Here is a 14,950-nt window from a genome sequence, read left to right on the forward strand (position 1 = left end):
AAGGGCACCCGATAAAGGCGCCCTTTTAATGGCTCTACATGGATGGGATGTCCTTAGCTGATCGAGACGCAATCTGTCTCTGCACGGGGCATTCCGTAGTGCTTGGCCAGCTCCAAAAGCTGGCTTTCCGTGAGCGGCTTATTGATGAAAGCGGACAAGATTCCGCATTTCTGCGCGGCACGCATGTCCTCTTCTTCTACGGAAGAGGTCAGCATGATCACGTTGGCACGGGAAAATTTGTGGGCGGCTTCGACCTCGAGTAAGCGCAGCAGTTCGATGCCGTTAATTTTGGGCATGTTGAGATCCACGAAGATCACATCATACAGCAGCGGGTCGGCTGCGAGCAAATGCAAGAAAGCTTCGACCGGATCGTTGATCGCTTTGCAGCACCGCACCACGGGCGAGCGTTTGCATACCCTCTGGAAGAGTGCGGTCTCAATCTCGTCATCGTCGACAAAGAGAATGGATCCGAGCGTCTTGGAAAGTGTCATGACGAGTGGCTCCCTGCAATATCTAGGAAAAAACGACAGCCCCCATCCGGAAGCGTTTCTACACCGATATCGGCGTTATGGTTTTCTGCAATCTTGCTGCAGATAGACAGGCCAAGGCCCGATCCGGGGACGTCGCGCCGCAGATGCAGGCGCGCAAAGGGTTGAAAGATACCGTTCAGCTGATGACTGGGGATCCCGGGCCCGTCATCGCTCACGCTCAGGCGGATTTTGGCGGTCCCGGGCAGGGGGGTCGTGCTGATCTTGACCGACACAGGGCCATTCAGGCTACCGAACTTGATAGCGTTTTGTGTGAAATTCTGAAGAACCACCCTGATTTGCGAGGGATGCCCGATGATGTCGTGTTGGCAGTCGATCTCTACCGCTGCGTCATATTCACCAATCACTGCGCGCAGGTCCTCGACAACCGCATGCGCCGTCTCCTTGCTGGAGATCAGTTCATGGCAGGACTCGCTGGGTTGCGCATGCAAAAAGTAGTTGCGCATATCGCCGAGCAGAACCAGCATCCGCTGAACGCTGGCTTCGCACATCTCGGTTAACTCGGTTGCGTCCTGCAGATTGCCCGTATCCAGAGCGTATTTGACCTCTGACAGGGCTGCAGAGGCCGTGCGCAGGGGCGAGACCATGTCATGTGACATGCTGTAGATAAAGTGCTGGAGGTCGCTGTGCATCCGGTAAGCGCCCTGCGTCGTAGCGCGGAAACTCGCGGCGTCCTTGAACGATTCAATCGACGCAGTCGATGTAAGGTCCCTGAGTACTCCAAGCAGTCGATGCGGCCTGCCGCGATCGTCGCGGATCAGATGGCCGCGGCACCGGAAGTGGGTGATGCCACCTTCGTTATTTTCGAACCGTAGAACTTGGTCATAGCCGAAATCCTGCTCATCGAGCATGTCGAAAGACAAGGAAGCCGCTTTGGACAGATCCTCATCGATCAACAGGTTGAGCAGTGCCTCGCGGCTATGAGGGCGTTGCGCAGGGTCAAAGTGCAAGGACTCCCAAAACTCTGGACTGACCCACAAGTTGTCTGTCTGTTTGAGATCCCAGAACCACAGCCCGTCGTGCATTTCTTGGATGATGAAAGCCTTAAGCGAATTATCCGCCACCAAGCTGCCCCTGAGCTCTTGCTCAAGATAATGTGTTGGTGGGCTCGCATGATGCATCAGTGGGGTCTCTGGCTTTAGATCAGGAGGGCATTTGACACAAAAAAAGCCCAGAAGATGGGGCACACACCTCCCCAGCTGCTGAGCTTCGACTTGGAGCCATGATGTGAGCTATGGTTGCGTGCCGCAAGTATTAATTTCCTGCAGCTTGTGGAGGCAGGCGGATAAAAGGATAGCTCTATCGCTCGGATGTTCCGAGGCGTTCCTGCCAGCGCGATCGCCGCTGTCTGGAAAAATATATAAAAAATAGAATGTTAATCTCTGTTCATGCTCGGCTCAGCCAGCGGTTTGTTCCTATCAATCTTAGCTGCGCATTCTCGAGTTTATATTTTTGCAAAGGTATGTTTTATTTTTTGGTTCCCGCATGGGGAGTGTTCTGGGGCGGTCGCTCTAGCCAATTCGACCGATTCTGCGCGATGGCGCGTCAAAGCCGCTGCCGTGGAATAACGTCATAATGTATCAAATAGATACATTATTGCGGGGCTGAATTGGTGTTTCTGCGAAGCTCAGGCTGACCGACACCGGAATTCGTTAGACGGTCGTTAGGGGGAAGCAGAGCGCTGACAGCGTATTTGATCGATCGGCGGGTCCCACGGTGCATTGAGACTGTGGCACCTCACCACTGTAAGCATTGTTAACGATTTCCTAGCGTTGATAGCCGTGACGAAAATAGCGCTATGCAAAGATCGGCGCTATTTTGGTGGCCCACCGAACAAAGAGCGGATCTCGCATCTTCGCCCTAGTACTTGGCAGGCACGTAGAGATCACGGGGCAGGACAGCGCGTTCGTAGTCCGGCTTGAAGACACGGTCCGGCAAAGAAATATCGTCATGCGGAATCGGGCCGTATGGAAATTGACTCAGCAGGTGGTCAATACAGTTCAACCGAGCGCGCTTCTTGTCGTTGCCGGGCACGATATACCACGGGGCTTCGGGGATGTTGGTGCGCTCCAACATTTCTTCTTTGGCTTTGGTGTATTCTTCCCAGCGGACACGGCTTTGCAGGTCCATGGGGCTGAGCTTCCACTGCTTCATCGGATCATGGACCCGCATGAGAAAGCGCATCTGCTGCTCTTCGTCAGTGATCGAGAACCAGTATTTTACCAACCGGATGCCCGACCGCACGAGCATGCGCTCAAATTCTGGCACATCGTTAAAGAAGTCCTCGACCTGATCGTCATTGGCAAAGCCCATCACGCGCTCAACCCCCGCGCGGTTGTACCAAGACCGATCAAAAAGCACGATCTCGCCGCCTGCCGGCAAGTGCGGCACATAGCGCTGAAAGTACCATTGGGACTTCTCTCGATCCGACGGGGCGGGCAGGGCAACCACACGAACCACGCGTGGATTCAGGCGCTGCGTGATCCGTTTGATCACGCCACCTTTTCCTGCAGAGTCGCGGCCCTCGAACAGAACAACGACTTTTTCCCCGCTGTGCTGGACCCAGTCCTGCAGCTTGATCAGTTCCGATTGCAACCGGAGCAAGGACTGGAAGTAGACTTTGCGATCAATCTGATTGGGGTGGGCGCGGTCATAGATTTTGCGGATCTCTTGACTGAGGATGGCGTCCTCTAGTTCGATTTCGAAATCCTCGTCCAGCGTGTCGGCCAATTCAGCCTCAAGCCAGTCACGCGCACCCTCGTCAAATACATCGTCGGTCATCGGTCTATCCGGTTTCGTCAGTAACAGGGCCTTTTACCCTGCGCGCTGTAACAAACCGATGACGCGGGCCGAGGCGTAAGGCAGTGTGCTCACGAGCCATCTTTGTAAGGAATAAGTTCGCGCTCGAATTGCTCTAGGAACGCGCTCAGGTCAGGCCCAAGGCTTTGGCCGCGGGGGCGGATGATTGCCAGACTGAATTCGGCGGCATCGGCAAAGGGGCGCACGATCCCGCCCTGCGCGCGATGCGCGGCTGCAGTGAAAGGATCCACGATGGAAATGCCCATGCCGCGCAGGACCAGCCCAGAGACCAAGGTCGACAGATGCGTGCTAACCGTGATCTCGGGCGGGTTGGTCATCTGGGCAAAGGCGCGCTCCATCATCGTGCCTGTCGCTGTGGACCGTTCGAACGCCACCACGTTTTGCCCGCCGAAATCGTCAAAGCTGAGTTCCGCCTTGGCCGTCAATTCTTGCCCTTCGCGCAGAATGCAGCAATAGGGTAGCTTTATGGTGCGGATGAGGTCGACGTCGTATTCGTGGTGGGTCGGAGACGTGAACCCCAATTGCGAAGCGCGCGTCGCGACCTTGCGTACGACATTGTGGGTTTGCATCGACTGCAAAGATACCCTGAAATCGGGCCGTTCGCGCTGATAGCTGACCAAAGTATCTGACAGCACTGAATGGGCGATTGCAGGCATCGCACTGATGGAAATGGTGCTGCGCTTGCCGACCTTGATGTCACGTGCAGCCTTTTCGATGGCGGATAGCCCGATGAAGCTGCGGTCGATCTCGATGGCCAGTTCGCGGGCTTCGGGGGTCGGAACGATCTTGCCCCCGAAACGGGTAAAGAGTTGCAGGCCCGTCCGATCCTCCAGATCCTTGATCAAGCGGCTTACGGCAGGCTGTGATACATGCAGATTTTCAGCCGCACCAGAGACCGTGCCGCATTCAATGACAGCGCGGAACGCCTCAAGGGATCGTTGTGAGAGCATGCATAACTTTTCAGAATAGGGGCCGCATTTAAAGTAATTTGCTTTATACCCTGCCGATCCCCCAGTGTCATCCCATGATCACAGCGCCCGGGTCTCGTGGCGCCACTCCCGCGCCTGCGGGCTCTGGCACTGTGATCGCTGCAATAGATAGGCACGTCCGTGCCGCGAACGTACGAAGGAACGACCTTATGATCACTCGGCACATTTCTGGCCCCATCCACCACCGCATTGTCGAACATGGCGACACAGTCTACATCGGCGGTCTGGTGGCTGACGACAAATCCAAAGACATGAAGGGCCAGGCCGAAGAGATTTTTGCCAAGCTCGACAAGCTGCTGGAAACCGCTGGCACCTCCAAGAAAAAGCTGCTGCAGGTCATGGTCTACTCGTCGGACTTCAACCAGAAAGACGGCTTTAACGAAGCGTGGAAAGAATGGCTGGAGCCTGCGGACATGCCCGTGCGCGCGTACCTTGGCGTGTCGGACCTGTCGCCCAACACGCTGGTCGAAGTTGTGACCATCGCCGCGAAATAAAGACCAGATCACTCACGCAACAGGCCTCGCCAGTTTGGCGGGGCCTTTTTGCGTTCAGGGTGCCAACAAAAGAAAAGGGGCGCCGCAGCGCCCCTGATATCAAACCAGATCTTTGGCAAGCTGGACCTTGTCCGGCCCGTACAAAGCCTCTGCCCGCTCAGTCGAGATGCGCCCGTCCCGCAGGTCCCGCGCCAAGGCTTCGGCAGACCGTTTCGCCGGGTCGCCATAGCCGCCCCCACCGGGGGTCTCGAGCCGGATCGTTTCGCCCTTGTCCAAGGTCAGATTGGCGACCATCGGGTCGAGTTCCTGCGCCGCCTCGGTGTCCGCGTTCTTGATCAGGTGGGCAGGGCGGCCAGAGGTGCCGCCAGCGACGCCCGGCGCGCCTTCTTTGTGGCCATCAGAGCGGGCGGTAAAGATCACATCGCCGTTTGGCGCCGAGATTTGCCGCGCAATCCCCATGCCGCCGCGATACTGCCCCGCGCCAGAACTGTCATCGACCAGCGCGTATTCATCCACGACCAGATCGTACTCGATTTCCAAAGGCTCGATTGGCAGGTTCGAAGAGTTGGTGACGTGCACGTGCACCCCGTCCATCCCGTTGCCTGCATAGCGCGCGCCAGCGCCGCCACCGATAGATTCCAGATAGACATAGCCCTCGTCGCGGCCACGTCGTTTGCCCGCAAAGACCATGACGGGCACGATATCCTGTCCCGCCGCTTGCGCCTTTTCCTGCGGCAACAGTTGCGAGAATGCGCCGATCAGTGCCCGCACCACCTTGTTGCAGGTGATCGACCGCGCGCCAGTGGCAGCTGGGGCGATGGGGTTCAGCAGGCTGCCTTTGGGGGCGGAAATCTCGATCCCTTCGAACATGCCGGAGTTGGGCAATAGGTAGGGATCTAGCAGGGTTTTGACCACGTAATAGACGGACGCATTCAGCGCCGAGGCGACCACGTTCAGACCGCCGCGCGCCTGCGGGCCGGTGCCCTCGAAATCCACGATCAGGCGGTCGCCTTTGACGGTGACATTGGCCTGAATGGGCACTTCGACAGGGCCAAGGCCGTCGCTTTCGATCTTGGAATAGAAGGTCGCGGTGCCATCCTGCATCTCCATGATCCGGTTGCGCAGACGGTTGGCGGTGTAAGTGAACAAGTCCTCGACCAGCTCATCGACCTTGTCCGCGCCAAGGCTGTCCGCCATCTCGTGCAGCAGACGTGCGCCGCGTTCATTGGCAGAGGCCTGAACCTTGATGTCGAGCCAGCGTTCTTCGGACGAGCGGCTGTTCAAAGAGATCATGCGCAGCAGGTCTTCGTCCAGCTCGCCTGCGCGGCACAGCTTCATCACGGGCAGGCGCAAGCCCTCTTCAAAGATCGAAGTCGCGCCGCCGTGGATCGATCCGGGCACCGTGCCGCCTACGTCCGAGTGGTGGCCGATATTGGCGGTAAAATAGCGCACCTGACCATCGACAAAGACCGGCGTGACCACTGAGATATCCGGCGTGTGCGTGCCGCCCGCCGCATAGGGATCGTTGCAGATAAACACATCGCCTTCGACCATGCGGTCTATGGAATAAGCGTCCAAAACCGCACCCACGGACCCCATGAGAGAGCCAAGGTGCAGCGGGATATGGCTGGCCTGTGCAATCAGGCGCCCGTCAGCCGAAAAGAGGGCGACCGAGCAGTCTTTGCGTTCCTTGATGTTCGAAGAGAACGACGCGCGGATCATCGAGGTGCCAATTTCGTCGGCCACAGCAAGCAAGCGATTGGTAAAGACCTCCATCGCGATGGGGTCGGACAGGGTTTTCTTGGTGTCGAGTGCCATGGGTTAAACCTCGATAATCATGGTGCCGGTGGCGTCGACGCGCACGTTCTGGCCGGGTTCGACGATGGTGGTGGACGACATTTCCTGCACGATGGCGGGGCCAGCGACCACTTGGTCCACAGGCAGTTTGGCGCGGTCATAGAGGGTGGTTTCGAACCAGCCGCCGTCGAAATAGACCTGCCGTTTGCCCATCCTAGGATCTGCGTCTTCGGGGGTGTGGGTGGTGTCGGGATCGGCACCAGAGGCCCCTTTGACGGACAGGCGCAGGTTCACGATTTCCACAGCGCGATCCGCAATGTCGTAGCCATATTCCTGTCGGTGCGCAGCGCGGAAGCCATCAAGGAAGGTGTCATAGGCGGTGTCGATCCCATCCAGCACGACCTGCACTTCGTGGTTCTGACCGTCATAGCGGGCATCGACCACGTATTGCATTTCGCGGGTCTCGGGGGCGATGCCTTCGCCGTCCAGCCACGCGTCGCCGTCCTTGTACATCTCGGCAAAGGCGGCGGTGATTTGTGGCCATGCATCGACGCTAGCGGTTGACACACCAGTGCGCACAAAGTCAAAGCCCACGTCTGACAGCAGGATGCCGCGCGCGCACATGGTGCCGGGTTGGGCGGGCACCAGTACCGATTTCATGCCGGTTTCGACCGCGACGGCAGCAGCGTGCAGCGGCCCCGCGCCGCCATAGGCAAAGAGGGCGAAGTCCGACAGGCGGTGGCCCTTTTCGGTGGAGACGGCGCGGATGGCGCGGCCCATGTTGGCGACCGCGATGCGCAGGATACCGAGGGCTGCATCTTCGACGCTTAGTCCCAAGGGGGCGGCGATTTGGGTCTCAATGGCCTTGCGCGCGGCCTCTTTGTCGACGGTCATGCGGCCGGACAGCAGGGTGTCGGCGTCTAGGCGGCCAAGGACAAGGTTTGCGTCAGTGGTCGTCGGTTCTGTACCGCCCTTGCCATAGGCGACGGGGCCGGGGAAGGCGCCGGCGGAACGGGGGCCGACCTTCAGTGCGCCCGCATCATCCAGCGCCGCGATCGATCCACCGCCCGCGCCAATCACATTGATGTCCAGCATCGGACAGCGCACAGGATAGTCGGCGACCAGACGGCTGGTGGTGAAAGCAGGACGCCCTTCGAGCACCAGCGAAACGTCGGTCGAGGTGCCGCCCACGTCATAGGTCACAATGTTTGGATAGCCCGAGGCGCCAGCCACTTTGGCCGCGCCCACGACGCCCGCAGCCGGACCGGACAGGCAGGTCCGCACGGGGAAGGCGCGTACGGTGTCTACGGACATCAGTCCGCCATTCGAGTGGATCGTTCGCGGTGCGCTTTCGAAGCCGATGTTTTGCAGACGCTCCAGAAACCGCTCCAGATAGCGGTCCATGCGCGGGCCGACATAAGCGTTGATCACGGTGGTCGAGAACCGCTCGAATTCGCGGAACTCGGGCAGCACGTCAGAACTGACAGAGACATAGGCGTCTGGCATCATCTCGCGCACAATCTCGGCGGCGCGGCGTTCGTGACGGCCATCGCGGTAGGCATGCAGGAAACAGATCGCGACCGCTTGCATCCCCGCATCGCGGATCTGTTTAGCGGCTTGGCGAACCGCATCCTCGTCCAAGGGTATCAGGACATCGCCATCGGCATTCATGCGCTCGGGCACTTCGATGGACATGTAGCGCTCGACCAGAGGTTCGGGCTTGGTGATGTCATAGTCGTAGAGATGCGGGCGGGTCTGGCGGCCAATCTCCAGTACGTCGCGGGCCCCTTGGGTCGTGATCAGGCCTGTGGGAACACCGCGCCGCTCGATCACCATATTGGTCGCGACGGTGGTGCCGTGGCCGACGAATTCGAACTGGTCGGAGGTGATGCCACGCTCTTCGACGAAATGGCGCAGGCCGGTTTCGATCGCTTCGGAGGGGTCATGAGGCGTGGAAGAGGTCTTGAAGTGGGTCGCCGCGCCATCGGTGGTGTTGATTGCGGTGAAGTCAGTGAAGGTGCCGCCCACATCGAAGCCGATACGGTACATAGGGTTGGTCCTTTGGTGTTGGATCACTGCGCCAGAGGCATCAGTAGATCAGGTAGAAACATGGTGATTTGGGGGACAAAGGCGACGAGCAGGGCCACGATCACCAAGGTCAGATAAAAGGGCAGGAGCGCACGGGTCAGTTCACCCATTCTGATGCCGGCAACCGACATCACGGTATAAAGGACAAGGCCCACCGGCGGGGTGATCGTGCCGATCATCATGGTCACAACCACGGTCACGCCAAGGTGCACGGTGTCGATGTCAAAGGTGGTCGCGATGGCCAGCAGAGTCGGAACCAGCAGGACGAGCGCGGCCAGAACCTCCATGAACATGCCCACGACCAAGAGGATCGCGATGATCACGGCTATGGCGGCGGCTTTCGATACAAAGAGCCCTTCCATCAGCGACACGAGTTCAACGGGCAGACGCTGGATCGAAATGATCCATCCGAACACGGCCGAGACCGCGATGATGAAGAGGGTCGAGGCCGAGGTGCGCACGGTGCCGAGGATCGCTTCCCAAATGGACTGGACGTTGAACCCCAGCGCGATGGAGCCGATCAGCAGGATGTACAGGACGACGACGACAGAGGCTTCGGTCGGGGTGAAGATGCCCGCGAGAATGCCACCAAGCAGAATGACAGGGGCCAGCAGTGCGGGCAGGGCACGCCAGAAGGCAGTGTTCACTTCGGACAGTGTGGCGCGGGGCAGTTTGGGTGCATCTTCGCGGCCGGTTTTGACCAGAATGTAGACCATGACCATCAGCGCAAAACCAACCAGGAGGCCTGGCAGCGCACCGCCAAGGAACAGGCGCCCCACGGACTCTTCGGCAAGAAAGCCGTAGACAACCAGTGTGATTGAGGGCGGAATAATCGGACCCATTGTAGCCGAGGCCGCGGTGATCGCAGAAGAGAACTTGCGCGAGTAGCCGGCCTTTTCCATGGCTTTTATCTCGACCGCGCCAAGGCCGCCCGCATCCGCCACCGAACTGCCCGACATGCCCGCAAAGATGATCGAGGCCAGCACGTTCACATGCCCCAGACCGCCGGTGATGTGACGCACCAGAACACCCGCGAAGTTAAAGATGCGCTCGGTCACGCCAAGGCCATTCATCAGGTTGCCCGCCAGCAAGAACATGGGGATGGCGAGCAGGCTAAAGCTCTCGATCCCGCCGGAGGCGCGCAGGGTCAGTTGGACCTCTGGCAGACCGGCCATCAGGATATAGAGCGCCGAGGAGACAAGCATCGTGTAGGCGACGGGTAGGCCAAGGATTAGCAGCCCAAAGAACATCACCAGAAAGGCAACAGTAATCATTCGTGAACCTCTTTGGTGGGATGGGTCGGCGTGCCGGTCAGCTCTTTCCAGATCGCCTCTGCGGCAAAGAGGATGGTGAACCCTGCGCCCAAGGCGAACGGGAACTGGATCAGCATGAACTTGGAGGTCAGCGGCCCCTTGGGCACCGTGCCAAATTCGAGCCGCGACATCAGGGGCTGGATCTGCTGGATCTGGGTCAGGATATACAGCATCACCGCAATCACAGCCCCGTGCAGCAGGACATGGATCAAACGCTTGATCGCAACACTTTCGAACCCGCTCAGGACGTCCATGCCGATGTGCCCGCCCTCGCGGTAGACCAGCGCCGCCCCAAGGAAGGTCAGCCAAACCATCGACAATTCCGCGATGTCATCGGTCATGTGCACTGGCGCGTTGAACACGTACCGAGACACGATCTGGACCGCGAGCGCCCCGATAATCGCAACGGTCAGCGCAGCGCAGAGCCACAAAATCAGGCGGTGCAGCCCGTTCAAAAGAAGCGTCATAAGCGGTTGTCCTGCTTGGAAATTAAAGGGTTGGCGCCGTGATGTTAGAAGGATCAGCACCAACCCCACCCCGAAGGGATTACTTCATGGCCTGAATTTCAGCCCACCAGCCTTCGGGCAGCAGGCCCTCGGCTTCGAATTCGGGGACGGACTCGGACACCTTGGCGCTGAATTCCGCACGAACGTCTGCGGGCAAATCGCAGAAGGTCACGCCTTCGGCTTCCATGGCGGCTTTGTTCGGCGCGGTTTCCGCGGTCACGAGCTCGACAAAGTAGTCGCCCGCGTCCTCGGCTGCTTGAATGACAATCGCCTGATCTTCTTCCGAGATCGACTGGAACGCACTCTCGGCCACATAGACGCTGTTCTGCGGGTACATCATCTGCGCTTCGGTGACGTAGGGCAGGACTTCGTAGAATTTGGACGAATAGATCTGCTCGCCCGCGCTTTCAGCCATGTCGGCGACGCCTTGGCTCAGGCCCATGTAGGTTTCACCGTATGCCATGGTGACGGGGACAGTGCCGATGCTTTCCCAGCCAGCGACGAACATGGGCAGGTTGGGCGAACGGGCGCGCTTGCCCTCGATATCAGCGGGGCTGGTGACGCAGCTCTCTTTGGTCAGGAAGACGCGCGGCAGGCGGAACCAATTGGTGGCCAGAATGCGGACGTTGTAGTCATCGCGCAGCTCGTCCTTGAGGCCTTGGGCCAGATCGCTCTGCATGAATTTCAGGAAGTGGTCCTGACTTTCAAAGACGAAGGGGATGTCCACGACGCCGAATTCCTTGACGAGGTTTGAGGCGTTCGAGCCAGAGCTGATGTAGCCCTCTTGGGCACCCATCGCCATGGCTTCGATCTGGGCAGGGCCGTTGCCGAGCTGCGAGCCCTCGTAGAAGTCGATGGTCACGCGGCCTTCGGTGCGTTCACCGACCAGTTCGGCGAATTTCTTGGAGGCGATGGTGACGGGGGCGTTTGGCGGGTTGATGCCGCCAAAGGTCCACGTGGTTTGGGCCTGCGCGACGCTGGCGCCAAGCCCCAGAACCGAGACAAGGGAGAGGGAAAAACCTTTTGAAAACATAGTACCGTTCCTGTTGTTGGGATTATTGTTGGGTAAATCGCCCGGCGGTAAAGCTTCGAAATTCTGGCGGCCGCTGGCCGTTCAGAATCCATTGCGCGAGGGGACCGCGATGCGCAGGGGCGAGGGTCACACCCGAGTGGGTTGTGGCCACATAGACCCCCTTGTGGGTGGGGGATTCATCGTAAACGGGATTTCCGTCGGCTGTCAGGACGCGCAGCGCGGCCCAACTGCGGACAATCCGGACGCTGGCAAGGGCAGGCATGATGCGCACCGCGCGCTGCGCCAGTTTGTGCAATCCAGCGGTAGAGGAGCTGTCATCGAGCCCCGTATCCTCTTTGGTGTCGCCGATCAGGATCGTGCCTTCGGGCGTTTGGCGGATCTGCGATGAGATGACGGGCAGGGTTTGCGCCACGCGCTCTGTCACAAGGATTTGGCCCTTTTGCGGATGGACCAATTTGGGAAATCCAAAGGGTTTGGCTAGGTCATTCGTCGCCAGCCCAGCCGCGATCAGGATGCGGTCAGCATGGGCAGACTGGGTATCGGTTCGAACGGTATAGCCACCCTTTTCTGTCTTGATGGCCCGCACTTTCGCATTTGGCTCCAGCCGTGCCCCCGCGGCCTGCGCCGATGCTGCGAGTCCGCGATACAGCGCCAAAGAATGGCACGCCCCATCAACCGAAGAGGTCGAGGCGCTGACGGCGTCTGGCCCCACGCCGGGAAACATCGCACGCAACTCAGAGGCGTCGATCATGCGGGTGTCGTCATGGGGCAAACCGTGCGCGGCCATCTTTTCGACCATGCGCGCACGGGTCAGGTGTTCGCTCTCATCAAGGCAGATATGCACACCATTGCCCATTTTATGGGCGGTATCGACGCCAGAGAGAGCTTTCACCTCTTGCTCCAGCATCGGCCAATCGGCCACAGCGCGGCGGGTCCACGTCGCATAGTCCCGATTGTTTGCGCCCTTACTTTGGGCCCAAACCAGACCAAAATTCCCGCGCGAGGCGCGAAAGCTGCCATCGTCCCCGTCAAAGATCAGGACGCGTGCACGGTCACTGGCCATACCCAGAGCAGCCGCGGTACCGACCAACCCTCCGCCAATAACGATGACATCGAATATTCCCAGATCTTCCACGTTGCCGTCCTGTCATACTTCTGTGACCAGTAGGGCAAGCGCTGGGTTATAATGCTAATACCAAAACCTGCGATAAGTATTCGATTTTGTAATGGGGTGCTTCCATCCTCCTAGAATTGCGGGCTTATGTCGTTTCTTCGACTACGGCATAGCGATGCTCGACCGCTTCGACAGTGCTCCGAATTTGAGCAAGCAGGTCTTTGGCCAGCTGCGACATTGGCTCTGACGACGAGGTATAGAGCCACATCGGCGTCTTGATCGCGGGCAAGAAAGGGCGGAACTGGACATCAGTGGGCGACCAGCCTTCGGTGCAAAGCGAGGGCACAAGCGCGATCCCCTGACCCTCGGCGACAAAGGTACATGCGGAGTCCGCCATTTGTACTTGGATCGCGGGGCTATATTCCTCTTTGGCTTGGATATAGGCCTGTTCGATCACCTGCGCAGACAGGTCATCCCGACCCAGCGAGATCAGGCGTTCTGTCTTTAGGTCCGACATATGGATCGCGCGTTTATTGGTCAGCGGGTGATCTGCGGGTAGGGCGGCCACCATACTACACTCACCAAAGGGGTGACATTCCAGTCCAGCCCCCGGCGTTTTCAGCAAAGACACCCCAAAGTCTGCTTTGCCGGTCAGCATCCCGTCGGGTATCGACGGCGAGGTCCGCGTCATAACGGACAGCCGCACCTGAGGGCGTTTGGCTAAAAAACGGGCACAAGATTTCGGCAATAACCGCATAGACAAGGCTGGAAAGCCGACGACGGTGATCTCGCCTTCCTCTAGGTTGCGGATGGATTTTGCAACGCGATCAATCTGCGCGACCCCAAGCAGTAGCTTTTCGGTTTCCAGATACAGACGCCGCGCCTCTGGTGTGGGCCGCAGGCGACCGGATTCCCTGATAAACAAAGGAAAACCGCAGGCATCCTCAAAGGCGCGGATCAGTTTGGTCACCGCGGGCTGACTGACAAACAGATCCTCGGCCGCACGGGTGACAGAGCCGCATTTGACCACGGCGTTAAAGGCTTCAATCTGACGGATGTTGGGTCGCATAGCTGCCTCGGTATAACCAAACGGAATACTCGTCGAAATTAAACTCATTTGAGTTATGACACCCGTCACGGTCCCTTGAAGTCACAAAACATTCAACAGGGATTTCAATTATGACCAAACTGACTGGCGGACTTGCCGCCGTATTGAGCATCACCACCGCAACTGCGGCGCTTGCCCAAGAAACCACGCTGACTGTGGGCGGCTATGGTGGGTCGTTCGAAACGCTCATGAAAGAGCTGATCATCCCCGAATTCGAAGCCGCCAATGACGTAAAGATTGCCTTCGTATCTGGTAACTCGACCGAGAACCTGGCCCGCCTCCAGGCGCAGCGGAATTCACAGGAACTGGACGTTGTCATTCTTGACGATGGCCCGATGTACCAAGCGGACGCTCTGGGGTTCTGCACCGAAATGGCCGATAGCGAGGTCAAAGCAGACGTATATGACATCGCGAAACTGGGCCCGAACTCGATTGGCATCGGCTTTGTCGCGACCGGCTTTACCTACAACACCGAATGGTTCGAACGCGAAGGTTGGGACGCGCCCACAAGCTGGCTCGACCTGAAAGATCCCAAGTACAAAGACATCCTGTCGATCCCGCCGATCTCGAACACCTACGGCCTCCACACGCTGGTCATGGAAGCGCGTCTTGCCGGCGGCGGCGAGAACGACATCGACCCCGGCTACGAGGTGATGGCCGACGAAATCGCGCCGAACGTTCTGGTGTTCGAACCCTCTTCCGGCAAAATGTCCGAACTGTTCCAGAGCGAAGAGATCGCAATCTCGATCTGGGGGTCTGGCCGCACCAAGTCGCTGGCGGACACCGGTTTCCCCGCAGCCTTTTCCTATCCCGAAGAGGGCGCTGTCGCGCTGATGCTGGCTGCATGCCCCGTTGTGGACAGCGACGCTCCCGAGGCGGCTCAGGCCTTTATCGACTATCTGCTGACGCCTGAAATTCAGGTCAAACTGGCGGACGCGATGGGCGCAGGCCCCGTCAACACCGAAGCCGAACTGCCCGAAGAACTGGCCGCTGTGCTGCCCTATGGCGACAAGATTGCCGATCTGGTGGCGGTCGACTGGGACGTGATCAACCCCGCCCGCGAGGATTGGACCAAGCGTTGGGCCCGCGAGATCGAGCGGTAACCTCGTGGCTCATCGGGGCCTGCTTTCGGGCGGGTCC

General features: G+C 58.9%; 13 protein-coding genes. 2 read left to right on the top strand and 11 right to left on the bottom strand.

What is annotated here, in order from left to right; all coding sequences use genetic code 11:
- Positions 1–53: 53 nt before the first annotated feature.
- The 4 genes from BM225_RS01235 to BM225_RS01250 form a co-directional block, all read right to left on the bottom strand.
- Positions 54–491, bottom strand: a complete 438-nt coding sequence (locus BM225_RS01235) for a response regulator (protein WP_072706135.1) — start codon at positions 489–491, stop codon at positions 54–56.
- Positions 488–1,612 (bottom strand): sensor histidine kinase, encoded by a 1,125-nt coding sequence (locus BM225_RS01240; RefSeq protein WP_177218554.1) that lies wholly within the window; start codon positions 1,610–1,612, stop codon positions 488–490. Before BM225_RS01240 ends, BM225_RS01235 begins: the two co-directional genes overlap by 4 nt.
- A 796-nt stretch (positions 1,613–2,408) precedes the next feature.
- On the bottom strand, positions 2,409–3,329 hold the full coding sequence (gene ppk2 / locus BM225_RS01245; RefSeq protein ID WP_072706137.1) for a polyphosphate kinase 2: 921 nt from the start codon (positions 3,327–3,329) through the stop codon (positions 2,409–2,411).
- Between the two features lie 89 nt (positions 3,330–3,418).
- Positions 3,419–4,318 (bottom strand): LysR family transcriptional regulator, encoded by a 900-nt coding sequence (locus BM225_RS01250; protein ID WP_072706138.1) that lies wholly within the window; start codon positions 4,316–4,318, stop codon positions 3,419–3,421.
- A 188-nt stretch (positions 4,319–4,506) separates the two neighbouring features.
- Between BM225_RS01250 and BM225_RS01255 the strand changes: the two genes are divergently transcribed.
- Entirely contained in the window at positions 4,507–4,851 is a 345-nt protein-coding gene (locus BM225_RS01255; RefSeq protein WP_072706139.1) for a RidA family protein, read from the top strand.
- Between the two features lie 99 nt (positions 4,852–4,950).
- Here the strand turns inward: BM225_RS01255 and BM225_RS01260 are convergent, their stop codons facing one another.
- From BM225_RS01260 to BM225_RS01290, 7 genes are all read right to left on the bottom strand, one after another.
- Positions 4,951–6,669 (bottom strand): hydantoinase B/oxoprolinase family protein, encoded by a 1,719-nt coding sequence (locus BM225_RS01260; protein ID WP_072706140.1) that lies wholly within the window; start codon positions 6,667–6,669, stop codon positions 4,951–4,953.
- A gap of 3 nt (positions 6,670–6,672) precedes the next feature.
- A complete protein-coding gene (locus tag BM225_RS01265; RefSeq protein ID WP_072706141.1) occupies positions 6,673–8,697 on the bottom strand; it encodes a hydantoinase/oxoprolinase family protein in 2,025 nt (674 codons plus the stop codon).
- A gap of 23 nt (positions 8,698–8,720) precedes the next feature.
- Complete coding sequence (locus tag BM225_RS01270; protein WP_092463685.1) at positions 8,721–10,010, bottom strand: TRAP transporter large permease; 1,290 nt, start codon at positions 10,008–10,010, stop codon at positions 8,721–8,723.
- Entirely contained in the window at positions 10,007–10,516 is a 510-nt protein-coding gene (locus tag BM225_RS01275; RefSeq protein ID WP_072706143.1) for a TRAP transporter small permease, read from the bottom strand. Before BM225_RS01275 ends, BM225_RS01270 begins: the two co-directional genes overlap by 4 nt.
- Before the next feature lie 79 nt (positions 10,517–10,595).
- Entirely contained in the window at positions 10,596–11,588 is a 993-nt protein-coding gene (locus tag BM225_RS01280; protein WP_072706144.1) for a TRAP transporter substrate-binding protein, read from the bottom strand.
- A gap of 22 nt (positions 11,589–11,610) precedes the next feature.
- A complete protein-coding gene (locus BM225_RS01285; RefSeq protein WP_072706145.1) occupies positions 11,611–12,723 on the bottom strand; it encodes an NAD(P)/FAD-dependent oxidoreductase in 1,113 nt (370 codons plus the stop codon).
- Positions 12,724–12,847: 124 nt separating this feature from the next.
- The gene (locus BM225_RS01290; RefSeq protein ID WP_072706146.1) at positions 12,848–13,771 is read right to left on the bottom strand and encodes a LysR family transcriptional regulator; all 924 of its coding nucleotides are present in this window, start codon (positions 13,769–13,771) and stop codon (positions 12,848–12,850) included.
- Positions 13,772–13,881: 110 nt separating this feature from the next.
- Between BM225_RS01290 and BM225_RS01295 the strand changes: the two genes are divergently transcribed.
- The gene (locus tag BM225_RS01295; RefSeq protein ID WP_072706147.1) at positions 13,882–14,913 is read left to right on the top strand and encodes an ABC transporter substrate-binding protein; all 1,032 of its coding nucleotides are present in this window, start codon (positions 13,882–13,884) and stop codon (positions 14,911–14,913) included.
- Positions 14,914–14,950 lie beyond the last annotated feature (37 nt).

It is taken from the genome of Donghicola eburneus (genome assembly GCF_900115865.1).
Taxonomy (GTDB): domain Bacteria; phylum Pseudomonadota; class Alphaproteobacteria; order Rhodobacterales; family Rhodobacteraceae; genus Donghicola; species Donghicola eburneus.